Origin of the sequence: Actinomadura gamaensis, assembly GCF_042652125.1 — a bacterium.
Lineage (GTDB): Bacteria > Actinomycetota > Actinomycetes > Streptosporangiales > Streptosporangiaceae > Spirillospora > Spirillospora gamaensis.
Map to the genome: position 1 here is coordinate 60,365 of NZ_JBHSIT010000007.1, position 25,185 is coordinate 85,549.

20 protein-coding genes are annotated in these 25,185 nt (G+C 72.8%); 5 read left to right on the plus strand and 15 right to left on the minus strand.

Annotated elements, in window-relative coordinates:
- Nucleotides 1-67: 67 nt before the first annotated feature.
- A complete protein-coding gene (locus ACFPCY_RS23555) occupies nt 68-1,702 on the minus strand; it encodes a serine/threonine-protein kinase (protein WP_378258556.1) in 1,635 nt (544 codons plus the stop codon).
- A gap of 65 nt (nt 1,703-1,767) precedes the next feature.
- A complete protein-coding gene (locus tag ACFPCY_RS23560) occupies nt 1,768-3,456 on the minus strand; it encodes a serine/threonine-protein kinase (RefSeq protein WP_378258558.1) in 1,689 nt (562 codons plus the stop codon).
- 297 nt (nt 3,457-3,753) lie between these two features.
- Between ACFPCY_RS23560 and lysX the strand changes: the two genes are divergently transcribed.
- The gene (gene lysX / locus ACFPCY_RS23565) at nt 3,754-7,002 is read left to right on the plus strand and encodes a bifunctional lysylphosphatidylglycerol synthetase/lysine--tRNA ligase LysX (protein WP_378258560.1); all 3,249 of its coding nucleotides are present in this window, start codon (nt 3,754-3,756) and stop codon (nt 7,000-7,002) included.
- Nucleotides 7,003-7,057: 55 nt separating this feature from the next.
- On the opposite strand, the gene ACFPCY_RS23570 is transcribed toward lysX, so the two are convergent.
- From ACFPCY_RS23570 to ACFPCY_RS23590, 5 genes are all read right to left on the minus strand, one after another.
- Entirely contained in the window at nt 7,058-7,753 is a 696-nt protein-coding gene (locus ACFPCY_RS23570) for a hypothetical protein (RefSeq protein ID WP_378258562.1), read from the minus strand.
- A gap of 172 nt (nt 7,754-7,925) precedes the next feature.
- Nucleotides 7,926-8,492: a methyltransferase family protein gene (locus ACFPCY_RS23575; protein ID WP_378258564.1), complete on the minus strand. Its 567-nt coding sequence runs from the start codon at nt 8,490-8,492 to the stop codon at nt 7,926-7,928.
- A 237-nt stretch (nt 8,493-8,729) separates the two neighbouring features.
- Nucleotides 8,730-9,032 carry a hypothetical protein gene (locus ACFPCY_RS23580; protein ID WP_378258566.1) on the minus strand — a complete coding sequence of 101 codons (303 nt, stop codon included), beginning with the start codon at nt 9,030-9,032 and terminating at the stop codon, nt 8,730-8,732.
- Nucleotides 9,033-9,407: 375 nt separating this feature from the next.
- A complete protein-coding gene (locus tag ACFPCY_RS23585) occupies nt 9,408-10,655 on the minus strand; it encodes an MFS transporter (RefSeq protein WP_378258568.1) in 1,248 nt (415 codons plus the stop codon).
- Between the two features lie 253 nt (nt 10,656-10,908).
- A complete protein-coding gene (locus ACFPCY_RS23590; RefSeq protein WP_378258570.1) occupies nt 10,909-12,081 on the minus strand; it encodes an FAD-dependent oxidoreductase in 1,173 nt (390 codons plus the stop codon).
- 63 nt (nt 12,082-12,144) lie between these two features.
- Between ACFPCY_RS23590 and ACFPCY_RS23595 the strand changes: the two genes are divergently transcribed.
- Nucleotides 12,145-12,717 (plus strand): PadR family transcriptional regulator, encoded by a 573-nt coding sequence (locus tag ACFPCY_RS23595; protein WP_378258572.1) that lies wholly within the window; start codon nt 12,145-12,147, stop codon nt 12,715-12,717.
- 36 nt (nt 12,718-12,753) lie between these two features.
- Here ACFPCY_RS23595 and ACFPCY_RS23600 read toward each other — a convergent pair whose 3' ends face one another.
- The 6 genes from ACFPCY_RS23600 to ACFPCY_RS23625 all read right to left on the minus strand — a co-directional run bounded on the left by ACFPCY_RS23600 (nt 12,754) and on the right by ACFPCY_RS23625 (nt 20,716).
- Nucleotides 12,754-13,905 carry a serine hydrolase domain-containing protein gene (locus ACFPCY_RS23600; RefSeq protein ID WP_378258574.1) on the minus strand — a complete coding sequence of 384 codons (1,152 nt, stop codon included), beginning with the start codon at nt 13,903-13,905 and terminating at the stop codon, nt 12,754-12,756.
- Between the two features lie 49 nt (nt 13,906-13,954).
- Nucleotides 13,955-14,617, minus strand: a complete 663-nt coding sequence (locus ACFPCY_RS23605) for a PhzF family phenazine biosynthesis protein (RefSeq protein ID WP_378258576.1) — start codon at nt 14,615-14,617, stop codon at nt 13,955-13,957.
- A gap of 8 nt (nt 14,618-14,625) precedes the next feature.
- Entirely contained in the window at nt 14,626-17,997 is a 3,372-nt protein-coding gene (locus tag ACFPCY_RS23610) for a hypothetical protein (protein WP_378258578.1), read from the minus strand.
- A gap of 1,098 nt (nt 17,998-19,095) precedes the next feature.
- Nucleotides 19,096-19,281, minus strand: a complete 186-nt coding sequence (locus ACFPCY_RS23615; protein ID WP_378258580.1) for a PspC domain-containing protein — start codon at nt 19,279-19,281, stop codon at nt 19,096-19,098.
- Between the two features lie 134 nt (nt 19,282-19,415).
- On the minus strand, nt 19,416-20,069 hold the full coding sequence (locus ACFPCY_RS23620) for an HAD family hydrolase (protein WP_378259354.1): 654 nt from the start codon (nt 20,067-20,069) through the stop codon (nt 19,416-19,418).
- Nucleotides 20,070-20,074: 5 nt separating this feature from the next.
- Nucleotides 20,075-20,716: an MBL fold metallo-hydrolase gene (locus ACFPCY_RS23625; protein WP_378258582.1), complete on the minus strand. Its 642-nt coding sequence runs from the start codon at nt 20,714-20,716 to the stop codon at nt 20,075-20,077.
- A 118-nt stretch (nt 20,717-20,834) separates the two neighbouring features.
- On the opposite strand from ACFPCY_RS23625, the gene ACFPCY_RS23630 reads away from it, so the two are divergent.
- From ACFPCY_RS23630 to ACFPCY_RS23640, 3 genes are read left to right on the plus strand one after another with little or no spacing between them, the layout of a single operon-like run.
- Nucleotides 20,835-21,902 (plus strand): phosphotransferase family protein, encoded by a 1,068-nt coding sequence (locus ACFPCY_RS23630; RefSeq protein WP_378258584.1) that lies wholly within the window; start codon nt 20,835-20,837, stop codon nt 21,900-21,902.
- A complete protein-coding gene (locus tag ACFPCY_RS23635) occupies nt 21,899-22,993 on the plus strand; it encodes an Rv3169 family protein (protein WP_378258586.1) in 1,095 nt (364 codons plus the stop codon). The genes ACFPCY_RS23630 and ACFPCY_RS23635 overlap by 4 nt, the downstream gene beginning before the upstream one ends.
- Before the next feature lie 22 nt (nt 22,994-23,015).
- On the plus strand, nt 23,016-23,279 hold the full coding sequence (locus ACFPCY_RS23640) for a hypothetical protein (RefSeq protein WP_378258587.1): 264 nt from the start codon (nt 23,016-23,018) through the stop codon (nt 23,277-23,279).
- 213 nt (nt 23,280-23,492) lie between these two features.
- On the opposite strand, the gene ACFPCY_RS23645 is transcribed toward ACFPCY_RS23640, so the two are convergent.
- Together ACFPCY_RS23645 and ACFPCY_RS23650 are read right to left on the minus strand one after the other, a co-directional pair.
- The gene (locus ACFPCY_RS23645) at nt 23,493-23,789 is read right to left on the minus strand and encodes a Fe-S cluster assembly protein HesB (protein ID WP_378258589.1); all 297 of its coding nucleotides are present in this window, start codon (nt 23,787-23,789) and stop codon (nt 23,493-23,495) included.
- A gap of 70 nt (nt 23,790-23,859) precedes the next feature.
- Nucleotides 23,860-24,954, minus strand: coding sequence for an alpha/beta hydrolase (locus ACFPCY_RS23650; RefSeq protein ID WP_378258590.1), 1,095 nt, complete (start codon nt 24,952-24,954; stop codon nt 23,860-23,862).
- Nucleotides 24,955-25,185 lie beyond the last annotated feature (231 nt).

Sequence of the window (25,185 nt, forward strand, 5' to 3'; positions counted from 1 at the left end):
TCCCCCGTCGGAGCAAATGCTGCTGAGTGGGACGCGCCGGAGCGCGCCCCGGTTCATTGGACCAGCTTTAACCGGCGCTTTCGAGCACTTGGCGGAGTGCCGGACGCATCAGCGGCCACTGCTGCTGCGGGGCGACGACGATGACGGCGTAGGGCTTCCCGCCCTTCCGGAAGCCGCGGTCCAGCGCGTGGGTGAGCTCGTTGCCGCGCAGCCAGGTGAACTCCAGGTCGGCGGCCGGCTCGCCGTTCTTGGCGCTGGTCGTCTCGATGCCGAGGTTGGTGAAGCCGCGGAGGGCCTCCTGGGTCTTCGGGTCGGCGATCCACGTCCGCCAGTGGCCGTCGGGGGTGCCCGTCCAGACGCGGTCGTCCACCTGGACGTAGCTGTGCGTGGCCGGATCGATGAACGTCGAGTCGTTCTGGCGCTTCCAGCCGACCGGGACGGCGACGCGGAGACCGCCGAGGCGCTGGAAGGTCATGCCGGGGGGCGGGCCTTTCGGCTTGGGCTTGGACGGCGACGCCGTGGGCGCCGGGGACTCCGATCCCGGATCGGTGGCACCGCCGGTCGCCGGGTTCGTGGGCGGCGGCGCGGCGGTGTCCTTGTTCCGCCCGAAGGCGTAGTAGACCCCGCCGGCGACGAGGGCCATCGCGGCGACGGCCCCGACCACCGCCAGCACGATCTTGTTGCGCCCGCCCGAGCGCGACTGGACCGACCGGGTGGAGTCGTCCGGAAACGCGAGCTGCTGCGGCTGGACATCATGCGTCTGAACGTGCTGAACCCCCTGCTCCTGAACCTGCTGGGCCTTCTCGGTCCAGGCGGGCGGCACAGGGACTTGGGCGTCCATCGCGGTGGGCCGACCGGCGCCGGAGGACGCGCCGATCCGTCCGAGCTCCTGCTCGACCTGGTCGATGCTGGGCCGGTTGGCGGGTTCCCGGTCGAGCATCGCGGTGAGGACGGGCGCCAGCGGCCCGGCGCGGCGCGGCGGCGGCGCGTCCAGGGTCATGATCGCGGCGAGCACGGCCATGGCGTCGCTGCGATGGTGCGGCGCCTGCCCCTCGACGGCGGCGTACAGCGTCGCGCCGAGCGCCCACACGTCCGACGCCGGGCCCGCCGCCTCGCCCTTGACCCGCTCGGGCGCCATGTAGGCGGGCGATCCCATGACCATGCCGGTGCGCGTGAGGGTGGCGTCGCCGGAGAGCTGCGCGATGCCGAAGTCGGTCAGGACGGCCCGGTCCTCGGCGGTGATCAGGACGTTCGCGGGCTTGACGTCGCGGTGCAGGATGCCCACGGCGTGCGCGGCGCGCAGCGCGGCGGCGACCTGGCGGCCGAGCGCGGCGATCCGCTGCGGCGGCTGCGGACCGTCCTCGTCCACGATGTCCTGGAGCGACCGGGACGGGACGAGCTCCATGACCATCCACGGCCGGTCGTCGTGCACCACCACGTCGTGGACGGTCACCACGCTCGGATGCCCGAGCCGCGCGGACGCCCGCGCCTCGCGCATCATCCGCGCGTGCGCCGTGCTCCGCTCCTCGTCGGTGAGCGACGGGTGCAGCCGGATCTCCTTGATCGCGACCTCGCGGTCGAGCGTCTCGTCGCTCGCCCGCCACACCGTCCCCATACCGCCCCTGCCCAGCACGGACAGCAGCCGGTACCGACCGGCGAGCGGGACGTCGGTCCCCGGTCCCGTCACATCACCCTCCGCCATGAGCAGCGACTTTACCGACACCGGGTAACGGACAGGCGAAGGACCACCTTTTCGGCGCGTACGGGTCAGGTCGATTTGAACGACGCGAACAGCGGCTGGAGCTCCGCCAGCGTCCGGTTCCAGTCCTTGTCGGGGGCGTAGACGGCGATCGCGTAGCCGTGGCCGTCCATGACGAAACCCCTGTCCAGGGCGTGCATCCGGCCGCCCTTGGCGTCGTAGGTCCACTCCAGGTCGGCGGCGTTGCGGCCGGACGGGTCGGCGACCGGCCGACCGGACGCCACGGGTCCCAGGTTGACCCTTCTGTACCCCGAGTACTGGCCCCGAAGGGCAGGTTCGTATTCCTCCCAGTCCTTCAGGGCGCTGCTGTTCGCGTGCTCCTGACGCGCGATCTGGACCTTGGCCGAGCCGTCCGGTGACGCGAAGTAGTCGCCGTTGGAGTCCTGGGACTTCGGCTTCCAACCGTCCGGCAGAAGCATCGTGTAGTGGCCGTCGGGGTCCTTGTAGGGATGAGTCCCCGCCGGAGCCGACGGGGAGGAGGGGGAGGTGGGTGGGGTGCTGGAGGAGGTCGTTTTGACCGGGGTGGTCGTGGTGGTGGTCGGCTTCGGGGGCGAGGTGGGGCGGCTGGACGGTTTAGGGTCGCCGCCGCCTCGGGTGGCGCCCCAGACGATGCCCGCTATGGCCAGGATGATCACGATGACCATGGCGGCGACGAGGAGGGCGCGGCGGGGCGAGACGCCGGCGAGGAACGGCGGGAGCTGGGGCCGGGGCGCGGGACGGCCGTCCGGGGACGGGCCGGTCTCGACGGACGGCGTCACGCGGGTGCGCTCGGGCCCGGCCGGGAGCGGCGGGGTCGTCTCGGCGCGGGCGGGCGGCGGCGGGGGCGCCTCGGTGTACTCGACGGCGATGGTGCGCTGGGTGTCGACCGTGGGCGCGCGGACGATGTCGTCGAGCAGGCGGCCCGCCTCGATGGCGTCCATGCGCTCGTCGGGGTTCTTGCGCAGCAGGCCCTGGATGACCGGGGTCAGCGGGCCGGACCGGGTCGGCGGGTCGGGCTCCTCGGAGATCACCGCGACGAGCGCGGCCATCGGCTCGGACCGTTCGAACGGCGAGCGGCCCTCGACCATGGCGTACATGGTCACGCCGAGCGACCACAGGTCGGACGCCGGGCCCGCGGTGCGGCCGCGGGCGCGCTCGGGCGCGATGTAGGCGGGCGAGCCCATGACCAGGCCGGTCTGGGTGAGGGTCGCGTCGCCGGCGGCGGTCGCGATGCCGAAGTCGGTGAGGACGGCCCGGTCGCCGTCCGCGAGCAGCACGTTGGACGGCTTGACGTCGCGGTGCAGCACGCCCGCGTCGTGCGCGGCGTGCAGGGCGGCCAGCATCTGGCGGCCGATGTCGGCGGCGCGCTTGGGCGGCAGCGCGCCCTCCTGCTTGATCACCTGGTCGAGGGAGCGGGCGTGGATGAGCTCCATGACGATCCAGGGCCGCCCGTCCTCCTCGACGACGTCGTAGACGGTGACGACGCCGGGGTGGCCGAGCCGGGCGGCGGTGCGGGCCTCGCGGAACGTCCGCTTGTACTGGACGGAGCGTTCCTCGTCGGTGAGACCATGCGGGAGGATGACCTCCTTCACGGCGACGTCCCGGCCGAGCACCTCGTCATGGGCCTGCCAGACCGTACCCATGCCACCACGACCGACATGGGTCACCAGTCGGTAGCGGCGGGCGAGCAACCGCTCCCCGGGGGTCTCCTGTGGCATATCCGCGACCATATCGACTTTTGATGACAATCTTGGACCCGGCCCGCGAACGACCTGCTCACTACCCGGCGGCACGGACGGCGAACCTCGGGGGTTCAGCCGTCGCACTGCCGCGCCGCCCGTCCCCCTACCCAGCAGACATAAGGGTCAGACCGGACGGGACGGTGACTATCGTCGGCGGTGGGCGTGAGCAAGGCGTCACCCGGTACAAATATCCCTACATTCGACAGTCCTGACGGGAGAACCATGGCGGCAACAGGCGAAACGGGGAGCCTGCGCACCGGTTGGCGAAGACTCATGGAGGCGGCGCCGACCGTCTTCTTCTGGTACACACGACTTTCGGGGATCGTGTCCATCCTGTCCTGGCTGTCGTCGGACCTGATCGTCCGGCTGGCGGACATCTGGGCCCTGCGCTGGCTGTACTACCTGGCGGTCTTCCCCAGCATCCCATGGGGACTGCTGTTCATCCTGCTGTCCATGGGGATCAGGCGGCGGAAGAAGGCGGCCTGGCGGCTGCTGGTGCTCCTGTTCGGCCTGTACACCGCGTTCTCGATGGCGTTCCTGCTGCACACGCTGCTGGATCCGAGCCAGCCGACGGCCATCGGGGAGGTCGTCACGACCGGGGCCTACACGCTGGTGCTGGCCCTCGCGCTCGCCTCGCGCCAGCAGTTCACCTCGCTGCCGGACCGCGCCAACCGCCGCCTGGCGGCCGTGGTCTTCTCCGTCCTGCTCATCCTGAGCGGCGGCATCGGCACCTTCCTGGTCACGGTCACCGACCGGGACCCGGAGGGCGGCCTCTGGACGCACCCCTGGTACGTCGTCCTCCAGACCGTCCTCGGCGCGGGGATCACCGGGGAGCCGATCCACGTCCGGGTGCCCGGCTGGGTGGACGTGATCATCGGCGTGCTCGGCACCGGCCTGCTGATCGTCACCATGTGGGCGCTGTTCCGCCCCGGACGGCGCGACGCGGTGCTCAGCCCCGAGGAGGAGCTCGCCGCCCGCGGCCTGCTCGCCGAGTACGGCGACCAGGACTCCCTCGGCTACTTCGCGCTGCGCCGCGACAAGGACTTCATCCTCGCGCCCAACGGCAAGGCCGGCATCGCCTACCGGGTCGAGGGCTCGGTGTCGCTCGCGTCCGGCGACCCGCTCGGCGACCCCGAGTCGTGGGACCAGGCGATCGAGGCGTGGCTGAACGAGTGCCGCACGCACTCCTGGATCCCGGGGGCGGTCAGCGTCGGGGAGCGCGCCGCCCACATCTACGCCCGGCACGGCTTCGACGCGCTGGAGCTGGGCGACGAGGCGATCCTCGACCTCACCGACTTCAACCTGGACGGCCGCGAGATGCGGCAGGTCCGGCAGGCCGTCCACCGGGTCGAGCGGGCCGGGTACACCGTGCGCGTCCGGCGGCACTCGCAGATCCCGGACTGGGAGATGGCCAAGCTGATCCGCAGCGCGGACGCCTGGCGCGGCGAGGCCACCGAGCGCGGCTTCTCGATGGCGCTCGGCCGCCTCGGCGACCCGACCGACGGGCGCTGCGTGATGGTCGAGGCGTTCGACGCCCGCGGCGAGCTGCGCGGCCTGCTGTCGTTCGTCCCGTGGGGACGGGCCGGGCTCTCCCTCGACCTCATGCGCCGCGACCGGGCCGCCGAGAACGGCCTGAACGAGTTCATGGTCGCCAAGCTGGCCGAGCGCGCGGCGGCCGTCGGCGCGCAGGAGCTCTCGCTGAACTTCGCGATGCTGCGGTCGGCGTTCGAGCGCGGCTCGCAGATCGGCGCGGGACCGATCGCGCGGGTCTACTACAAGCTGCTGTCGTTCGCGTCCCGGTTCTGGCAGCTGGAGTCGCTGTACCTGTCGAACTCCAAGTACCTGCCGCACTGGCGGCCCCGGTTCATCTGCTACCGGCAGTCCCGCGACCTGGTGCGGCTCGGCCTCGCGTACGCGCGCGCCGAGGGGTTCGTCCCGTCGCTGAACCGGATCAAGCTGGAGCGGGCCGCCAACCGCGTCCCGACGCCCGAGCTGGTCGCCAAGATCGCCGAGATCGAGGAGGCCGCGGAGGCCGCGCGCGCCCCGCAGCGCCGCCTGTCGGAGCAGGAGCGGGTGCGGCACGCCAAGCTCGCCGAGATCCGCGAGGCGGGGATGGAGCCGTACCCGCTCGGCTTCGAGCGGACCGACTACGTGGCGGACGTCCTCGCCGCGCACCCCGGCCTCGAACCGGACACGCGCACGGGCGCGCTCGTCGCGGTCGCCGGACGCGTCATCCTCGCCCGCGAGCACGGGCGGCTGGTCTTCGTCCAGCTTCGGGACGAGACGGGCGACATCCAGATCATGCTCACCGCCGACGAGCTCGGCGACGACTCGCTCGCCCGGTGGAAGAAGCTGATCGACCTCGGCGACCAGGTGGGCGTGACCGGCGAGGTCGTGACGTCCCGGCGGGGCGAGCTGTCGGTGCTCGCCTCGACGTGGAAGCTGACCGCCAAGTGCCTCCGGCCGCTCCCCAACAAGCGTTCCGGGCTGTCCGACCCGGAGGCGCGCGTCCGGCAGCGGTACGTGGACTTCATCGTCAACGACGACTCGCGGAAGATGCTGCGGATGCGCGGCGACGCCGTGGCCGCCGTCCGGGACACGCTCCGCGCGGGCGGGTACCTGGAGGTCGAGACGCCGATGCTCCAGCCGATCCACGGCGGCGCGACGGCCCGCCCGTTCACCACCCGGATCAACGCCTACAACATGCAGCTCTACTTGCGGATCGCGCCCGAGCTGTACCTGAAGCGGCTGCTGGTCGGCGGCGTCGGCAAGGTCTTCGAGCTGAACCGCAACTTCCGCAACGAGGGCGTGGACGCCACCCACAACCCCGAGTTCACGATGCTGGAGGCGTACGAGCCGTACGGGAACTACGACACGATGGCCGTCCTCACGCGCGACCTGGTCGTGAACGCGGCGCGGGCCGCCACGGGCGGGACGGTCGTCGTCCGGGACGGCGTGGAGTACGACCTCGGCGAGCCGTGGAAGGAGATCACCGTCTACGGCTCGGTGTCGGAGGCGCTCGGCGAGGAGATCACCCCGGACACGCCGCTCCCGGCCGTCCGGGGCCTGGCGGACCGGATCGACCTCGGCTACGCGCCCGAGTGGGGGCAGGGACGGATCGTCCAGGAGCTGTTCGAGGAGCTGGTCGAGGGCGAGCTGATGTTCCCGACCTTCGTCCGCGACTACCCGGCCGAGACGTCGCCGCTCACCCGCCCGCACCGCAAGGACCCGCGCCTCGCCGAGAAGTGGGACCTGATCGTCTTCGGACTGGAGCTGGGCACGGCGTACTCGGAGCTCATCGACCCGATCCTGCAGCGGCGGCGGCTCACCGAGCAGTCGCTCCAGGCGGCCGGGGGCGACCCGGAGGCGATGGAGCTGGACGAGGACTTCCTGCGCGCGCTGGAGTACGCGATGCCTCCGGCGGGCGGCATGGGGATGGGGATCGACCGGCTGCTGATCACGCTCACCGGGAAGTCGATCCGGGAGACCGTGCCGTTCCCGCTGGTGCGTCCCGGGCTGTGACGGCGTTCTCGGGGCCTCGGCGTGGCGTCGTCCATGCCGGGGCCTCGGTTCTTGGCTAGAGGACGGGTTTCGGGCCTGGTTCGAGGCCGTTTTCGGCCAGCCATTGGCGGGCTCGTCCGCGCTGGCGTTCCTCGTGGAAGAGCCGCCAGGCGAACTCCAGGTCGGTGCCTGCAAGAGCGTCCTCGTAGGCGCGGACGTCCTGCATGGGGGCGGGCGTGTTCGGGCGTGCCTCGGCGAAGTCGTGCATGTCGTCGTACGCGGGCGACGCATTCCGGTGGACGGCTTTGAAGACGCGATCGTGATCTTCATCGAGGACCTCCGGTTCGCCTAGTTCCTGCGGTTCCTCTAGTTCGTTTACTTCATCCAGCTCGTCTTCGGTGAGGAGATCGCCGGTGCGGAGGTCGAGGATCGTGAGCGGGTCTCCCTCCTCCATCGCGTAAGCCAGAGCGCCCAGATCGACCGGGACGATCTCGGTGCCGTCGTGGGGAGCGTCGCCCAGGGCACGGGCCAGTTTCCGGGCCAGGACGGCGTCGCCCGGTGCCGCGCGGCTCTCCAGGGCCTCCCGGCACTTGCGCGCGAGCGGCTCGGCGTCCCGCTCGCCCTCGGCCAGGGCGCGGGCCAGCGCGTCGCCCGCGAACTGCAGGACGGGCGCCAGCGGACGGTTTCGGAGCACGCCGAGCGCGGCGGCCCCGTCCCCCCGGAAGACCGCCGCGCGCAGCTCCGACAGCGCGTCCGCGTCCCAACTCGCCACAGACCCCAGCCCCGTCCTCCAGCGGAATGCGGTCGTGGCGCACCTTACGGCAACCCACCGACGATTCGCCGCACACCCTTCACGACACGTACGGCACGAGGCGGGCGCCGTCACCGGACGTACGGGGCCGAGCCGTGCGCCGTCAGCCGACGTAGGGGACGAGCCGTGCGGGTCACCACACGTACGGGACGAGGCGGGCGCGGGATGCGGCGAACTCGCGGTAGGCGTCGCCCAGCTCGTCCGACAGGACGCGTTCCTCGACCCGGATGCGGATCAGCAGCGCGACCGTGACGCACCCGAGGAACACCGCCATGGCCGCGCCGTTCGCGAAGCTCAGCCCGGCCCCGATGAAGATCACCATCAGGCCGGTGTAGGACGGGTGCCGCAGAACGCGGTACGGGCCGTCCGAAACCACCCGGTGCCCGACCTGGACGTGCACGCTGCTGCGGAAGTACTGCCCCAGCGTGTGGATCGCCCAGAGCCGGAAGGCGAGCCCGGCCAGCACGATCGCCGCCGCGACCAGGTAGAGCGCCGTCCCCCTGGGCCAGTCGAGGGACGGCAGGGCCCGTCCGACGCGTCCGGCCACGAAGGCGCCACCGCCGCCGAGGAGGACGAACAGCCAGAGCGTCCGGTACTCGCTCGTCCGGGCCTCGTCGGCCTTGCGCCGCTGCCGGATCCGGACGGCGATCTCGCCGACCAGCCACAGGATCACCGTCGCGTTGAAAATCCAGACACCCATGTCCTCCACCGCCGATCGTCCGTCCGACTCTCACGGACGGTAATCGCGGCGGGGACGGCCGGACATCGGCGGGCGGGTGGAGCTTCCCGCGTCCACCCGGAGGCCGACCCCGCCCACCTCGTCGACCGGCCCGGTCCTGCGATCGCCTCAGTCGCGGGGGCCGCTCAGCTCGGTCGTGTGGGCCGCTCAGTCGGTGGGGCCGCTCAGTCGGTGGGACGGCTCAGTCGGTGGGGCCGCTCAGTCGTCCTCCTGCTGGCGGGCCATCACGATCGCGATCACGTACGGCGCCAGGAGCTGCGCGACGGCCTCGGCGGCGCGGTCGGCCTCGCGGCACGGCGCGAGCCATACGCCCGTCCCGGAGCGGAACCATCCGCCGTCGATCACCACGCTGTCGCCGATGCACGTGCTGACCGGCGACAGCACGCGGATCAGCGGACGCTCGTCCTCGTAGCGGCGCACGACCTGCCAGCCGAGCACGAGCAGGCGGCGGCACAGGCGCTCCATCCACCGCCGCTCCCGCCGCGTGGCGCTGCTTCTCATGACCGCCTCCGTCGGACGGGCTCGACGCTCCGGACAGCGGACCGTCCCGCTGAGCGGTCATCGTCGGCCACCGCCGGTCGCGCCCCGCTGTCCGTCCCCCCGGCCTTGTACTCCCCGGACGATTCCCGGGCCCGCGCATGACCCGGCCCCGTGTCGGTCCACGGCCCGGCGCCATCGGCGGACCACCCCCGGACCCACCGTCGTCCGCGCGACACCGCACGGCGGTGCGCCGGAGAGCACGATGACCCTTCGGGAGGCAGTGTGGCGGACCGGCTACCCAGAGTGTGCGCTGATGCCCAACCTCAGCATGAAAACCGACCTCCCAGACCGTCCCGAACGGGAACGATCCGGTTGGGCCGGGCGGCGCGGCCCGGGTCAGCGCGCGGCGACTCCGCCGCTCGCCTTGCCCGTCGCGGGCGCGGCGGCGGTTTCGGCCACGGTTTCGGACGCCCCGGTCTCGGGGGCTCGCCAGGGCAGGAAGGCGGCCGTGCCGAGGGCGGCGGCGCCCGCGACGACGATCGCCGTCCGCGCGGTGGCCCCGGACGCCAGCATGCCCCCGAGGAGGGTGCAGGAGGCGATGCCGACCTGCGAGGCGATCTTCCAGGCCGTGATGACCCGCGCGGTGGTGCGTTCGCCCGCGAGCTGGAGCCGCCGGGTGGCGAAGGCCGGACTGAAGATCGCCGAGCCGACGATGAGGTCGAGTTGCGACACCATCACCGTGAGCAGTCCGGGAAGGCCGGGGCCGACGAAGGCCAGGCCGAGGAGCCCGGGGAGCCGTCCGATCCCGGCGGCCACCAGGACGCGGCGGAGTCCGAAACGCGCCACCAGGGGCCGGGAGAGGCGCCCGCCGACGAAGCCGCCCAGGCACGGCACGCCGATGCTGAGCCCGTACTCCAGCGTCGAGAAGCCCAGGTCGTGCAGCATCCGGTAGGTCATCAGCGGGGCCACGGCCATGATCAGCGAGTTGCCGAGGACGGTGACCGCGAACAGCCTCCGGAGCTCCCCGCTCGCGGCGATCACCCGCCAGCCCTCGGCGATCTCCGCGCGGCGGGACGTCCCCGCCCGGCGCGCGGGCGGGGCGGGCTCGGGCGCCTCGATCCGCCGGATGGCGAGGGCGGAGCCGAGGAAGCTCAGCGCGTTCAGGACGACCGTGACCACGGGCCCGAACAGGCCGATCAGCGCGCCTCCGGACGGCGGGCCGATCGCGGTCGCCATCCAGCTCGCCGACTCGAAGCTGCCGTTGGCGTCCCCGAGCCGCTCCGGCGGGACGAGCGCCTTGAGGTGCGCTCCGGACGCCCCGGTGAAGACGATGTCCGAAACGGCGACCACCACGGCGACGACCAGCAGTTGGACGTAGGTGAGCGAGCCCGCGAGATACGCCGCCGGGACGGTGGCGAGCACGCCGCACCGCACCAGGTCCGCGCGGATCATCAGCCGCCGCTTCGGCCGGAACTCCACCCACGGCCCGAGCGGCAGGGCCAGCAGCGCGGCCGCCGCCCCGCCGGCCACCGCGATGAGCGCGACCTCCGCCGCGCTCACGTGCAGCGCCAGCACCGCGATCATCGGGAAGGCGTCCAGCGCCAGCCAGGTCCCGAGGGCACTGACCGAATACGCCCGCCACAACCAACCGAAATCTCGCCCGAGCGACAACCGAAGACCCACGGCCAGGATCCAACACCCGCACGGAACCGCCGCTCAAACAACCGTCTCCACCCGTGTCCACAACACCAGGTAGTCGTCGCAGCCAGACCTGAGCCGACGCCAACCGAACCCGCCCCCGACACGCCCCAGACGCGGACCAGGCGCGCGTCGGACACGGGGGGCGTGTCAGGTGGGGGCCCGGCGCGCGTCAGGCGCGCGTCGGGCCGGGTGGGGGTCAGGCGCGGGCGGTCCAGTCGATCTGGAACTTGTGGAGGGGGGCGAACATCTGCTCGGGCGTCGGGAAGGCCGGCTTGTCGCCGGACTTGCCGGCCTTGGCCTTGTTCTTCGCCTTCGCGTCCCCGGTGACGGCCTGGACGCGAGGGCGGCGGAGGGCCTCGTAGGCGGCGAACGCCTCGGCGGCGGTCGGGCGGTCGCGGAGGCAGCGGGCGAGCTCGACGGCGCTTTCGGCGGCCAGGGACGCGCCCTGCCCCGAACTGGAGGACGGCGCGTGCACCGCGTCGCCGAGCAGGACGATCCGGTCGGTGTGCCATTTCGGGACGTCCGGCATGTACTCCATCGGTCCGACCGCCATCAGGTCGGCCGGCGCGGTGCGTCCGACGAGGGCCTCGCCGGGGACGTGGCCGACGTAGAGGTCGCGCAGGCGCGCGAGCCACTCCTCGTTCGGGATCGCGCGGACCTCGGCGGACGTGAGGGGCTTCTCGCTCGGCAGGCTGCCGAACCAGACGATTCGGCCGTCCGGAAGCCCCCAGAAGCCGAGGAAGGTCCGTCCGAAAGCGAAATACATCATGCCCGGCTCGACGGGGACGTCCGATGCGGCGCCGGGGGCGATGCCGCCGAAGCTGAGGACGCCGCCGTACGCGGGGCCCGGGGCGTCCCGGTCGATGAGGGTGCGGACGGTGGAGCGGATCCCGTCCGCGCCGATCAGGATGTCCGCGGTGGCGGTGCTGCCGTCGGCGAAGCGGGCGGTGACTCCGTCCTCGCTCTCGACGGCGTCGATCAGCCGCTTGCCGTGCTGGAAGGCGACGCCGTTCGAGACGGCGTGGTCGGTGAGGGCGCGGAAGAGGTCGGCGCGGCGGAGAGCCTGGGTTTCGGGCAGGCCCGGAAAGCCGTGGAAGTCGGCGAGGGTTCGTCCGGTTCCGTCCTGCATGACCACGCCGGGGACGGGCTGCCCGACCTTTCGGACGGCCTCGTCCGCGCCGACGACGGCGAGGGCCGCGAGGCCGTTGGGCGCGAGGCTCAGCATGGCGCCGACGCCGTCGGCGGCCTCGGCGTGCGCCTCGTAGACGGTCGCTTCGATGCCCGCCTTGGCGAGCGCGAGGGCGGCGACGGGTCCGGCGATGCCGCCGCCGATCACGAGGGCCGTCCGCACTTCGGTGGTGTTCGTCATGAGAGCGATAGTCACACTGCAACTAGTGTTGTGTCAACTAGTCGCCTGCTTTAGGCTGGCCGCATGGCCGTTCGAAGTTCCCCGCTCGCACTGACCGTCCTGGCGTTGCTGCACTACAGGCCGCTGCACCCGTACGGGATGCAGCGGCTGATCAAGGACTGGGGCAAGGACCAGGTCGTCAACGTCGGCCAGCGGACGAGCCTCTACCGGACGATCGACCGGCTGACCGAGGCCGGGCTCGTGCGGGTGCGCGCGACCGAACGCGACCAGGCGTACCCGGAGCGGACGGTCTACGAGATCACCGACGAGGGCCGCGCCACCGCGCGGACCTGGCTGGACGACATGCTCGCGACACCGCGGCGGGACTTCCCCGAATTCCCGGCCGCGCTCTCGCACCTGCTGATGATCGCGCCGCGGGAGGCGCTCTCCGCGCTGGAGCGGCGCGCGGCACGGGTGGCCGCGACGCTGGCCGACCACGACGAGGTCCTCGCCGCGAACGCGCGCGACGGGCACGGCCGGGTGGCCGGGATCGAGACCGAGTACGCGCGGACCATGGCCGCCGCCGAGCACGCCTGGCTGCTCGCAGTGATCGACGACCTCCGCTCGGGCGCGCTGACCTGGGAGGGCGCGACCTAGGACGGGTTCGGCGTCGGGGGTGTCGAGAGCGCGGAATCAGAAGCCGGCGGCGTAGGTCCAGAACGAGGCCATGAGCGGGGTCGGCGTCGGGTTCTCCATCTCGACCTGCGACAACATGACCGCGACGGTGCCGGTGGACGGGTCGATCTGGGCCGTCGCGCCGGTGCCGCCCGTCCACCAGTACCGTCCGGGACGGGACCAGGGGGCGTCGGCGTTCACATCGACCGCGGCGCCGAAACCCCAGCCCTGTCCCCGGAGATAGAGCCGGACCGAATCCCGCTCCTCGGCCGTGAGGTGGTCCCTGGTCATGGCCGTAACGGACGAGGGTGACAGGACTTTACGGCCGTCCGGGGTGAGGCCGTCCGCGAGCAGCATCCGGCCGAACGCGGCCCAGTCGTCCGCCGTCGAGACGAGCCCGCCGCCCGCGGACGGGAAGGCCGGCGGCTTGCTCCAATGGCCGTCCGGGGCGTCGCGAAGCTCCAGCGCGCCGTCCGGCCGCCGCCTATAAAGCGGGACGAACCGGTGCATCTTTTCCGGCGGCACCCAGAACGCCGTGTCGTCCATTCCCAGCGGCGCGAAGATGCGCTCCGCGAGGAACTCGTCGAGGGGACGCCCCGCGACGCGCGCGATGAGCACGCCCAGAATGTCCGCACTGGCGTTGTAAAGCCACGCCTCTCCGGGGTGGGCCAGCATCGGGACGGTCGCCAGCGCCGCCAGCCATTCGTCCGGTTCCGGGGCGATCTGGGGCTCCATAATGTGCCGCTGGCAGGTCTCCAGGAGCATCATCGCCGCCGGGAGCGAGAAGTCCGTGGGGAAGCCGTAACCGGACCGAAAAGTGAGCAGGTCATACAGCGTGATCGGGCGCTTCGCCGGTACGACGTCGTCCACCGGGCTCCGCGGCGTCCGGACGACCATGGGCGCGGCCAGCTCGGGCAGCCATTCGCGGACGGCGTCGTCCAGCGCGATGCGGCCGTCCTCCACGAGCAGCATCGCGGCCGCCGCCGTCACCGGCTTGGTGAGGGACGCGACACGGAAAACGGTGTCCCGCGCCATCGGCACCCCACCATCCACCGCCGTCTTACCCGCGGCCGCGAATTCGGACTTCTTCCCACGCGTCACCAGGGCCACGGCACCGGGGACGGCGGAGTTATCCACAGCTTCGGCGAGCAGTTCCGCAAGTCCGGTCACAGTGTCATCCTCGTTCACAGGAGGTGAGATTCGAGCGCACCGCGAAAACTCATCGCGACACCCGGCCCCCGATCTCGATCAGCCCGTCCGCGCGCGGCCTCGTGAAGATCTGCGAGCCGCGTCCCTGCGTCACGACCAGCGGCCGCCCCAGCTCGGCCGTGAGCAGCAGCGCGGCGGCGCCGGTCGCCTCGTCCTCGTCGATCCCGTCCGCCCGTCCGGGAAAGCCCCGGGCGCGGACCCCAACCACGTCCGCACCGAAGGAGGCGTCACCAGGAACGTCCGTCCGCGCCCAGGCGTAGATCCACTCGCCGGGCGGCGGCACCTCCAGCCCGTCCACCTCGCTGGACGACCCGTACTCGCGCAGCGTCCGCGGCGGCGCCCAGTCCGCCCGCGCCGCGATCCACGTGACCTCGCCGTCCCGGCGCACCGCGACCGTCCCGGCCGCCGTCACCAGCTCCGGCACGCCGAGCAGCCACGCCGCGCCCACGCACGGATACCCCGCGAAGGGCAGCCGCAACGTGGGCGTGTAGATGTCGATCAGCCCCCGCTCGGCATCGTCCACGAACACGGTCTCGCTGAAGCCCAGCTTGCCCGCGACCGCCTGCCGCTCGTCCCGCGCCGCCACCGCCGGGCCGTCCAGCACCACCCCGAGCCGGTTCCCGAACCGCCCGTCCGCACTACAGAAGACCCGCAACACCTCATGATCCACCACGTCTGGAGTCAATCACCCTCATGCAACGCATACCGAATCCGCACCTCCACCAGCTCGGCCTCGTCCGCCGGACAAGCCAGCAACCGCGTCGCCCGAGCCACCACCTCGTCCTCCGAGAGCCCCGGATCCGCCCGCAACAACCGCGCCACCAGAATCCGCAGATCCTCCCGCGCATAACTGACGATCGACCGCCCCGGCTCAATCCGAACCGCCGGCACGACCTCCCCTGGGGACGCCCCCTCCCCACCCGGCGCGGAAGCCCCAGCGGACGCCCCGCCGCGCGCAGGACCCGTGCTCCCCCGACGCACGCCGGCCTCATTTTGCGTAGGGCTTTCACCCTGCGCGGGCAATTCCCCAGACGCAGCGTCCCCCTGACGGTCGGCGCGCTCAACGCCCCCAGCGTCGCGCGCGGGGGCCGAGCCAGACGCGCGTGCGTGCGGGCCCACGACTTCTGCCTCCGCCGCACGCGCGACGTCCTCCCTCTGCGCGCGAATCCCCGCGGGCCCCGAAGGCTCAGCGTCCGCAAGAACCCTCGCGGGCGCGGAGGGCTCAGCGTCCGTAGGGGGTTTGAGTTGCGCGGCATCTTTCTCATTCGCGGGGGCCTCGCTACCCCGCGACGCGGCGGAGGACGCGCGCTCGTCACCTCGCGCGCGCTGAGCACTCTTCCCGGACGCGGAGGGCTCGTCCCGCGCAGAATCCTCGGCGGACGCGCCGTGGCCCTGGATTTCGTGGAGCGCGCTTCCCCCGCGCACAAGGAACTCACCGTGCGCGGCGCGGTCACCACGCGCGGGAGGTCTCCCCTGCACACGGTCTTCGTCGGGCGTAGGGGGCTCGCCACGGGTGTGCGTTCCCCTGCGGGCGAGGTCTTCACCGGGCGCGGGAGTCCTTCCACGCGCAAGGTCCTCACCATGCCTGCGGTGCTCGCCACGGGCGGAAGTTCCCGCATCCGCAAGGTCCTCACCGGGCGTGGGGCGCTCGGGGCGCGTGGGAGTTTCCGCACGCGCGGCGGGCTCGGCGGGGGCGGAGGGCTCAGGGCGCGGGGTCGGGGTGGGGGGTTGGGAGAGGGCTCTGGAGAGGAGGGATTCGTAGAGGGGGGTGGTGGGGGCTAGGGAGTCGTGGAGGTCTTGCGGGAGGGGCGGACGGGGGGTGTCGACGGGAGGGAGGCCGGGGCCCGGGGGGCCGAGGAGGATGACGCGGGGGGTGTACCAGAGCAGGAAGAGGGCTTCGGGGCCGGCGTTCTGGACGTTGTCGAGGATGATCGCGTCGAGGGAGTCGGGGGTCGGGGGGATGGCGGCGGGGACGTCCCACAGGGGGACGGCGCCCGGGGTCGTGCGGCGGGCCGTCGCCCAGGCGGTGGTCCAGGTGCGGGCGAGGGGCTCGAAGGCGGACGGGTCGGCGGTCATGCGGGCGGCCAGGTCCGGGTGGACGGAGCGGAGGCGGGCCAGGAGGGTGTCGCGGCGGGCGCGGATGCGGTGGGAGTCCGCCACGGCGTGGAGGGCGCGGGTGTAGGCGTCGGGGTCACGGGCGTCCAGGGCGGCGCGGAGGTCGGTGAGGGCCGGGTCGACGGCGTCGCGGAGGGCGGTCAGGGCGGCGGTCGCGCGGTCCGCCTCGGCGGCGAGGTGGGCGGCGGCGAGGCCGATGGTCAGGCCGTGCCACTGGAGGGGGTGCGTGAGGGGGATGCCGAGTTCGGCAACTTCGGAGAGGACGGGGGTGAGGATGCGGACGCGGGCCAGGCGCGCGTGGGCCTCGGCGAAGCGGGCGGCGCGGTCGGCGAGGGGCAGGTCGGTGCGGAACGGGACGCCCGCGGCCTCCCACACGTAGTGCAGCTCCTGGCAGGTGATCTCCGCCGTGAGGTGGGTGAGGACGATCTCCAGCAGGGCGGGCGTCGTCGGCGGGTGGCCGTCCACGGTGACGGTGGTGAGGAGGGTTTCGGCCCTGCGCTGGGCGGACGAGCGAATCGGGCCGCGCTTGAGGGTGCCGCCGGTGAGCAGGTGGGCGCGGAGTTCGTGCGCGGCGTCGGCGAGGTCGCGCGGGGACGCGTCCGGCGGGAGGACGACGCGGTGGCCGCGCAGGGAGCGCGCCGCGCGGTGGGCGCGCTCGGCCTGGACGGTCATCTCGGTGACGCGCTCCCAGACGGCGGGACGGCGGCGGGCGAGGATGTCGGCGAACGCGCGGGCGGCGGGGTCGCCGCTCGGCCAGCGGGAGGGGTGCCCGCCGAGTCCGAGCTCGTTGAGGATGCCGTCCACCTGCGCGACGCGTCCGGTGAGGCGGGTCAGGACGGCCGGGTCGAACTGCCGCAGGCGGCGCGCGACCTCGCCGGACGCCTCGGGCGGCACGGCCCGCTCGACGTTGATCAGTGCTCGGATCCGGTTCGGGTCGGGCAGCGCGGCGGGGTCGGCCGGGGGCGCGAGCCTGCGCTCGGTGAGCAGGCGCAGGAGTTCGGCGGCCTCGCCGCCGGTGAGCGGCGGCACTTCGGGCAGGTCGGCGCGCGGCGGGATGCCGCCCGGTTCCGGCTCGGAGCGGACGACGAGGACGCGCCGTCCCTGCGCGGTCATCCCGGCCACCAGCTCCGCGGCGGCGTCCGGCTTCGGCTCGGGGAGGTGCAGGACGCGCAGGTCGGCGGCCAGGAAGCGGACCAGGCCGTCCGGCGGCGGGTCGGCGAGCTGCGAGATCAGCAGGTCGTAGTGTCCGGCGAGGCCGGTCCTGCGCGGTCGCCGCCGGACGGCCAGGGCCGGGGCGAGCCGCACGGCGGGGATCTCGCCGGGCGCGCCGCCGGGCGTCCAGTCGTCCCGGTACGCGACCGCCGGTTCACCACCGCGCGGACGGTCCCGCTCCCCTTCGGCGGTGAAGGCGACCGCGCACCATTTGCGCAGAACGTCCGAGGTCGAGGCCTGGAGCGCGAAGCCCTGGCCCGCCTGGACGGCGTCCCACACCCAGTCGGCGCGCGCGGGCTGGTACCCGGGGACTCCGGCGAGCAGCTCGCGGTCGCGCGGGGACGTCGGGCCCGCGAGCACGACGTCCACGCGCTCGGTCCGGTCGTCCATCACGATCTGGACGGGCGTGGAGAGCAGGTGCCCGCGCACGGGCGGCCCGTCCGGCGGACGCCACGACAGGAGCCCGGTGACGAGCACGACCTCCTGGTCGGCCACGTCGCGCAGCGCGCGGTACCAGTGCCGCATCGCGAGCCACGCGTCGAACTCGACCGGCACCGACGGCGGACGCAGCGGGATCAGCGGCACGCTGAACAGCACCTCGCCCGGCCCGGCCTCCGCCTCCACGAACACCTCGGCGGGCAGCTCCGCCAGCCAGTGGATCCCGTCCCCGCCCGACGCCCGCTCCGCCGAAGCCCGCACGGCCTCCGCGACATGCCGCCCGCCCACGTCGCCAGCCGAAGCCCGCACGGCCTTCGCGACATGCCGCCCGCCCGCCTCACCAGCCGACGCCCGCACGGCCTCCGCGACATGCCGCCCGCCCGCCTCGTCGGCCGACCCCCGCGCGGCCTCCGCGACATGCCGTCCGCCCGCCTCACCAGCCGGCGCCCGCGCGGCCTCCGCGACATGCCGCCCGCCCGCCTCGTCGGCCGGCGCCGCGCCAGTCGCATGTCCCCCGAGCCCTGCGCCGCCCGGCTCTTCCCCCGCCCGTCCCCCAGAGGGCCACCCAGCCGACGCCCGCGGCCCGGAATCCAACGCATGCCGCCCCCGAGCCCCCCCACCATCCGACGAACGCGGCGAATCTCCCAGGCCGCTGTCAGCCCCCTGCGGCTCCACGCCGCCACTCGCACCTCGGCCGCCGAACGCGTGGTTCCCGCCAACGCGCCCGCCGCCGGACGCTCGCACGCCCGGGCCCCCGCTCGCAGCCTGAGCGTCTGACGCATGAGCGCCGCCCGCGCGTCCACCGAGATCCGGCCCACGCCGTCCCTCGGAAGCCTGACTTCCCGACGAACGCGGCGAATTGCCCAAGGCGGGGGTGGACGGGTGGGTTTCGCTGCCCTCGGCGGGGTCGTCTGTGCTCGGTCGGGGGCCTTCGGGGGCGGGGGCGCGTCCGCTGAGGGCTTCGGGGTCGCCCGCGTCGCGGCGGGCGGTGTCGTCGGGGGCCGGGGCGGTTTGGGTGCTTGGAGCGGGTGTGGCCTGGACGCCAGGGTTCGGTGCGCTGGAGGCACCGGTGGTGGGTGCGGGGGACGTGGGCGGCGTGGGGGCGGGGTGGCCGGTGGGCTCAGGGGCGGGGGCGGGGCGGGAGCGGGCTTGGGCGAGGTCGGCGAGGTGGCGTAGGAGGGCGCGCGTCACTGCGAGCGGGTCCGGGGCGGCGGGCGCACCGGTCGCGGACGGCGGGGGGAGATCCGGCACAGGGGACGTCCTTTCCGGAAGTACCCCCAGATCTAACACCCCGCCGGGCCGCCGTTCCAGCCGAACCGGGCGCATGCGCGCGGTGTCCTGACAGGCGCGGGTCAACGCGGGCAGGTCAGGCGCCCCGCGGTGAGGTCAGTGGCGCTCGCCCGGGAGCATGATCCACAGGACGATGTAGACCACGAACTGCGGGCCCGGCAGGAGGCAGGACAGCAGCGCGAGGAGGCGGACCGTCCACGGGCTCAGGCCGAAGCGCCGGGCCAGGCCGGCGCAGACGCCGCCGATGACGCGACCGCGGCGGGGACGGTAGAGGCCGTTCATGTCGTTGTTCTCCCTGGTGGTGAGGCCGGCCGCGGTTCCGCGGCCACACCGGAGACGCTACGGACGAGGCGGCCCGGACCACATCGCCCGTTCGGCGGGTTCGCGCCCCATACCCCGGGCCTAGGGGCCATCCCTTAGGGGGCGTTGAACTCCGCGACGCGCGCGGGGAGCGAGGCGAGGTCGTCCAGGACGAAGGTGGCCTGGGCTTCGGCGTCCGGGTCGTCCTGGATGTGGCCCCACGGACCGCGCCGCAGGAAGGCCGTGCGCATGCCGAACGCGGCGGCGGGGAGGACGTCGTTGTCCAGCCGGTCCCCCACGTAGAGGACGTGTTCGGGGAGCGCGTCGGCGAGTTGGGCGCAGCGCTCGAAGAACTCCTGCTCGGGCTTGGCGACGCCCCAGACGTCGGAGATGCCGACGACGTCGGCGTCGAGGCCGAGGGCGGCGATCTGCTCGGCGGCCTCGACCGGCTGGTTGCCCGCGATGCCGACGAACAGGCCCTGGGCGCGCAGCCCGGCGAGGCACTCGCGCACGTCCGGATATACATCGGACGGTCCAAAACCGTTGGGGACGCCCGCCTCGGCGCGCGCCTTCTCCTCGGTCTCCAGGTCGAAACCGGGACGGAAGTATTCGAACAGGTCCATGTTCGTCCCGCCGAGGGCCAGGACCGCCCCCAGCTTGGCGAGGAACGTGTGCCTCGGGACGCCGAGCCAGTCCGCCCACCGGCCGTAGATGTCGCCCTCGTCGATCAGGGTCTCGCCGATGTCGAAGAAGACGGCGTCGATCCGCACGCCGGTCACAGGTCCACCGACTCACCGGGCGCGAGGCGGCGGAAGTCGCGGCCGAGTTCCTTGCCGGCGTTGCCGACGTGGTTGTTCATCACGCCGAGCCCGGCGTCGTTGAGCAGCCCGTCGTGGACGACGAACGCGCGCTCGGGGTCGACGGCGCGGGCGTACGCGTACAGCTCGGGGATCTTCATCCAGGGCGCGTTGCCGGGCAGGCACAGCGTCCGGACGGGCTCGGACGGCACGGTCAGCGCGTCGCCCGGATGGAAGACCTCGCCGTCGATCAGGTAGCCGCAGTTCGGGATGGGCGGGACGTCCGGGTGCAGGATCTCGTGCTCCTCGCCGTACACGTGGACGTCGAAGCCGGCGACGGTGACGGCGTCCCCGTGCCCCACCTGGTGGACGCGTCCGCCCAGGTCGGCGAGGGATTCGGCGACGGCGCGCGAGCACCAGACGTCCAGCCGGGGGTCGGCGGCGAGGGCGGCGCGCAGCCGGTCGGGGGCGAAGTGGTCGAAGTGCTCGTGGGTGATGAGCACGGCGTCCGCGCCGTCGAGCGCGTCGGTCTCGGGCGTGAGCGCGCCGGGGTCGATGACGAGGGTCCGGTCGTCCTTCTGGAGCCGCACGCAGGCGTGGCCGAGTTTGGTGAGACGCATCCCGCGATTTTTCCACGCCGGTCCCCGTCACGCGCCGGCCACCCCGCGGGGCGCGAGCATTGACCGGCTCCGCGGGCGTTGATAGAACACGTTCTAATTTCACTTTCCGGAGGTGCCCGTGCCGGTACCCGACCAACGCGATCCCGAGGTGACCCGGAGCGCCCTGACCGGATGGCTGCGCGAGCGCCTGCCCGGCGCCCGGATCCCGATGATCGAGACCCCGGAGACCAGCGGGTTCTCCTCGGAGACGCTGATCTTCGACGCCGCCTGGACCGGCCCGGACGGGACCGAGCGGCACGAGCCGCTCGTCGCCCGCGTCGCGCCCGCCCGGTACCGGGTCTTCCCCGAGCCGCGCTTCGCCGAGCAGTACCGGCTGATGCGCGCGCTGGACGAGCGGACCGACATCCCCGTCCCGCCGATCCGCTGGTACGAGCCGTCCGACGGGACGCTCGGAGCGCCGTTCTTCGTGATGGGACGCATCGACGGCCGCGTCCCCACCGACATGCCGCCCTACCACATGGACGGCTGGGTCACCGAGGTGCCGGAAGAGGAGCGGGCCGCGATGTGGTGGTCCACGCTCGAAATCCTCGCTCGCCTGCACCGGCTCGATCCGAAAGCGCTGGACCTCGGCTTCCTGGACCAGCCGAAATGGGGAGCGACCGGCCTCGACCAGCGGCTCAACTACTACGAGCACTACCTGCACTGGGCGTACGGCGGCCCGCAGGAGGTCGCCCTGCGCGCGCTCGACTGGCTGCGCGCCCACCGTCCCGACGAACCGGACGAGCCGAGAGTCCTGTGGGGCGACGCCCGGATCGGGAACGTCATCTTCCAGAAGGGCGTGCCCGCCGCCGTCCTCGACTGGGAGACCGCCGTGCTCGGCGCGCCCGAAGAGGACCTCGCCTGGTTCATGTTCATCGACAGGCACCACAGCGACGGGATCGGCTACCCGCGCCTGCCCGGCTTCCCGTCCTACGAGGACACCGTCGCGCGCTACGCGGAGTTTCTGGACCGGCCGATGCGGAACATGGAGTACTACGAGGTCCTGTCCGGCTTCAAGTTCTCGGTGATCATGGCGCGGATCGGGCAGGCGATGATCGACTTCGGCTGGATCGGCCCGGACGACCCGTTCCCGCACGACAACAACTGCACGCAGCTCCTCGCGCGCATCCTCGGAGGTCTCGGATGACCCTCTCGCCGCTCGACGACTACCCCGTCCACCAGGCGCCGGAGGTGATGCGGCACGTCGCGACCTCCGACCGGAACTTCTACGACCGGTACTACTTCAACGTGCACGACACCTCCGGCGAGCTGATGATGCTGATCGGCGTCGGGCAGTACCCGAACCTGGGCGTGACGGACGCGTTCGCGGTGATCAGGCGCGGTCCGCTGCACAAGGTCGTGCGGGCGTCGCGCGAGCTCGGCGCGGACCGGATGAACACCGGCGTCGGCCCGTTCCGCGTCGAGGTCATCGAGGGGCTGAAGCGGCTGCGGGTCGTCCTGGACGAGACCGAGCACGGCCTGTCTTTCGACCTGACCTGGGACGCGTCCATCCCCGCGCAGCTCGAACCGCCGCACTACATCCGCTGGCAGGAGCGCGTCATGTTCGACTCGCGCCGCCTCGCCCAGACCGGCCGCTGGACCGGCCACATCCTCCTGGACGGCGAGCGCATCGACGTCTCCCCCGAGACCTACTGGGGATCGCGCGACCGCTCGTGGGGCATCCGCCCCGTGGGCGAGCCCGAGCCGCCCGGCATCCAGGCCAACAACGTCGGCACCTTCTACTGGATGTACGCGCCGTTCCAGTTCGAGGACCACTCGGTGCTCTGCATCCTGCAGGAGGACGAGAAGGGACGCCGCGTCCTCGAGGAGGCCGTCCGCGTCCATCCGGATCCCGACCGCGAGCCCGAGCACCTCGGACGCCTCGACTACCGTCCCGTCTACGCCGAGGGCACCCGCGACGTCGTCACCGCGACGCTCGCGTTCCACCCGCCCGCCGGCAAGCCGTTCGAGATCAGGGTGACGCCGATCCTGCCCGTCCACCTGATGGTCGGCACCGGCTACGGCCTCGAACCGGACTGGAAGCACGGCATGTACCAGGGGCCCGAGACGGTCGTCCAGGGCGTCACGTACGACACCCGCGTCCCGGACGACGCGGCGCGCATGTGGGGCATGGTGGACGCCGTCGCGCGCTTCGAGTACCAGGACGGCTCCGGACGCACCGGCTACGGCCTGTTCGAGTACTGGGCCCTCGGCCCGCACCCGAGCTTCCCCGAGTAGCCCGTCTGCCAGACTGACCGCCGTGGACACCGGAGAGAGCGCACGCGACACGGAGAGCGCGGACGCCGGAGAAGCGGGCGCGAACGCCGGAGAGAGCGCCGACGCCGGAGAACGCGCGGACGGCGGCGACCGGGAGGAGTTGAACCGCCAGGTGCGCGGTCACTACGGCAACTGGCGCGACCAGCCCAAGGGGCTGGCCTGCGCCGTCGTCGCCGCGTTCTGCCTGCTCACGACGCTCGCGTTCGGCGCCGTCGTGCTCGCGATCGTCCTCGCGGTCACCCGCTGAGAGCCCCTGAAACCGAACTGAGAGCCCCTGGGATCGCGCTGAGAGCCCCTCGGACCGCGCCGAGAGGCCCTCAGGCCTCGCTGAGAGGCCCGGGGATCGCGCTGAGAGCCCCTCAGACCGCGCTACGGACCCGCGGGACTCAAGGCACGACCGCGTATGCGAAAAGCCCGCGACCTCCGGATGACGTCGCGGGCGCGCCGTGAGGCGGACGGGTCAGCTCTCGCCCGTGGTGCTGTCGGCGAGGGTGAAGGCCACGTCCCCCTTCGGGTCGACCTTGGCGTCGAGGGTCATCTCGTCGAGCATGGCGGCGGTCGTGGGCTCCAGGTAGACGCGCGCGCCCTGGTCCTCGACGACCTGGTCCCCGGCCTCGGGCGCGGGCGCGACCGAGAGCTGGAGCGTGTCGGAGCCGTTCAGCCCCGCCTGGATCCGGATGCCGCTCTCCGGCGGCAGCTGCGGATCGGCGGTGACGGTCCGGATCACCTGGACGGCATCGCTGGTCAGCGTGAGCATGAGAGCTGTACTTCCTTTACCTTCGGGTTCGGACCCGCACCCCCTGCCCCGGTCCGATGCCGGTAAACACTCAGCTCGGTCCCGCCACGCGCTGCGTGAGCCACTCGAACGACTTGGGCAGCATGCCCTCCCAGATCTTCGGCAGGTGCCCGCCGCTGTCCAGGATGTAGGTGAACGCCTTGGTCGGCGGCTGGACGCGGGCGATCATGTCCTCGATCGCGGCGGCCGTCCCGCGGTCGGTGCGGGTGCCGCCGAGCAGCAGGTCCACGGCCGGACGCGTCGCGAGCAGCTCCAGCGGGCTGTTGGCGTGCACGGCGGTCGGGTCGCGGGTGATGTCGGGCGAGGTCGGCTTGAAGTAGCCCGCCAGGCTGACGCCGGCGCGGAACAGGTCGGGCCGCTGCTCGGCGAGCTTGACCGCGCAGAACCCGCCGGTCGAGTAGCCCATCGTCGCCCACGAGGCGGCGTCCGGCAGGGCCCGGAAGTCGCGGGTCACGGCCGTCCGGACGTCGGTGGTGAGCCAGGTCGCGACGCGGGGACCGCCGGTGATGTCGGTGCACTCGGTGTCCCGGCCGGGCTGGACGGTGATCGTCGGCGAGACCAGGATGTACGGCTTGGCCTGGCCGTTCTTCATGGCCTTCTCCAGCTCGCCCGCGACGTGCAGCGCGCCGAACCAGGTCCAGGCCGAGCCGGGGAAGCCCGGCAGCAGCTCGATCACCGGGAACCGGCGGCCACGGTAGGCGGCGTCGTCGTACTGCGGCGGCAGCCACACCCGGACCTCGGCGCGGATGCCCGACGCCGCGCCGAACGGGTGCCCGACGTGCGTGCGGCTGCTGCGGTCGAAGCGGAAGCCGCCCTCGTCCAGGCCGCGGCCGCCCGCGGGCCGGGTCAGCGTCGCGCCGTTCGGCCCGGCGGCCTCGATGTTCCCGCCCCGTCCGGCCGTCCCGAGCAGGTCGGCCCAGGTCGGGTAGAGGTGCAGGCTGCGGTTGAGGAGCGTGCCGACGAGCAGCAGGGCCGTCGCCTGGCACGTCACGATCATCCCGAGCCGCGCGGCCACCCGCACCGCGTCCGGGCCGGGGACGCGGTTCCACGCCGCGAGGCAGCCGACCGGGGCCGCCAGTGCCAGCAGGATGAAAAGGACGAGCAGCGGCCAGCCCAGCAGCGACATTCGGATCGGTCCCCCGTCAAAGTGCGCACCGCCCGACGGTGCAGCGTGAGACTAGGGAAGGCAACCGAATCCGGCGTGAACACCCCGTGAAAAGGGCGGGTCATGCGGAACCGGAATTCCCGTCGGCGGTGGGTCGAGGCGCCGACGGGAACAGCGGTCACTCGGAGTCAGTCGGTATCCCCGGGTCAGCCGGTGTCCCCGGGTCAGCCGGTGTCCCGGGGTCAGCCGGTG

Coding starts and splice junctions, on each gene's coding strand:
- lysX (WP_378258560.1), top strand. CDS start 3,754: ATGGAGGCGGCGCCGACCGTCTTCTTCTGGTACACACGACTTTCGGGG.
- ACFPCY_RS23580 (WP_378258566.1), bottom strand. CDS start 9,032: ATGAGAAGCAGCGCCACGCGGCGGGAGCGGCGGTGGATGGAGCGCCTG.
- ACFPCY_RS23575 (WP_378258564.1), bottom strand. CDS start 8,492: ATGGGTGTCTGGATTTTCAACGCGACGGTGATCCTGTGGCTGGTCGGC.
- ACFPCY_RS23650 (WP_378258590.1), bottom strand. CDS start 24,954: ATGTCGCTGCTGGGCTGGCCGCTGCTCGTCCTTTTCATCCTGCTGGCA.
- ACFPCY_RS23645 (WP_378258589.1), bottom strand. CDS start 23,789: ATGCTCACGCTGACCAGCGATGCCGTCCAGGTGATCCGGACCGTCACC.
- ACFPCY_RS23615 (WP_378258580.1), bottom strand. CDS start 19,281: ATGAACGGCCTCTACCGTCCCCGCCGCGGTCGCGTCATCGGCGGCGTC.
- ACFPCY_RS23625 (WP_378258582.1), bottom strand. CDS start 20,716: ATGCGTCTCACCAAACTCGGCCACGCCTGCGTGCGGCTCCAGAAGGAC.
- ACFPCY_RS23560 (WP_378258558.1), bottom strand. CDS start 3,456: ATGCCACAGGAGACCCCCGGGGAGCGGTTGCTCGCCCGCCGCTACCGA.
- ACFPCY_RS23595 (WP_378258572.1), top strand. CDS start 12,145: ATGGCCGTTCGAAGTTCCCCGCTCGCACTGACCGTCCTGGCGTTGCTG.
- ACFPCY_RS23555 (WP_378258556.1), bottom strand. CDS start 1,702: ATGGCGGAGGGTGATGTGACGGGACCGGGGACCGACGTCCCGCTCGCC.
- ACFPCY_RS23590 (WP_378258570.1), bottom strand. CDS start 12,081: ATGACGAACACCACCGAAGTGCGGACGGCCCTCGTGATCGGCGGCGGC.
- ACFPCY_RS23635 (WP_378258586.1), top strand. CDS start 21,899: ATGACCCTCTCGCCGCTCGACGACTACCCCGTCCACCAGGCGCCGGAG.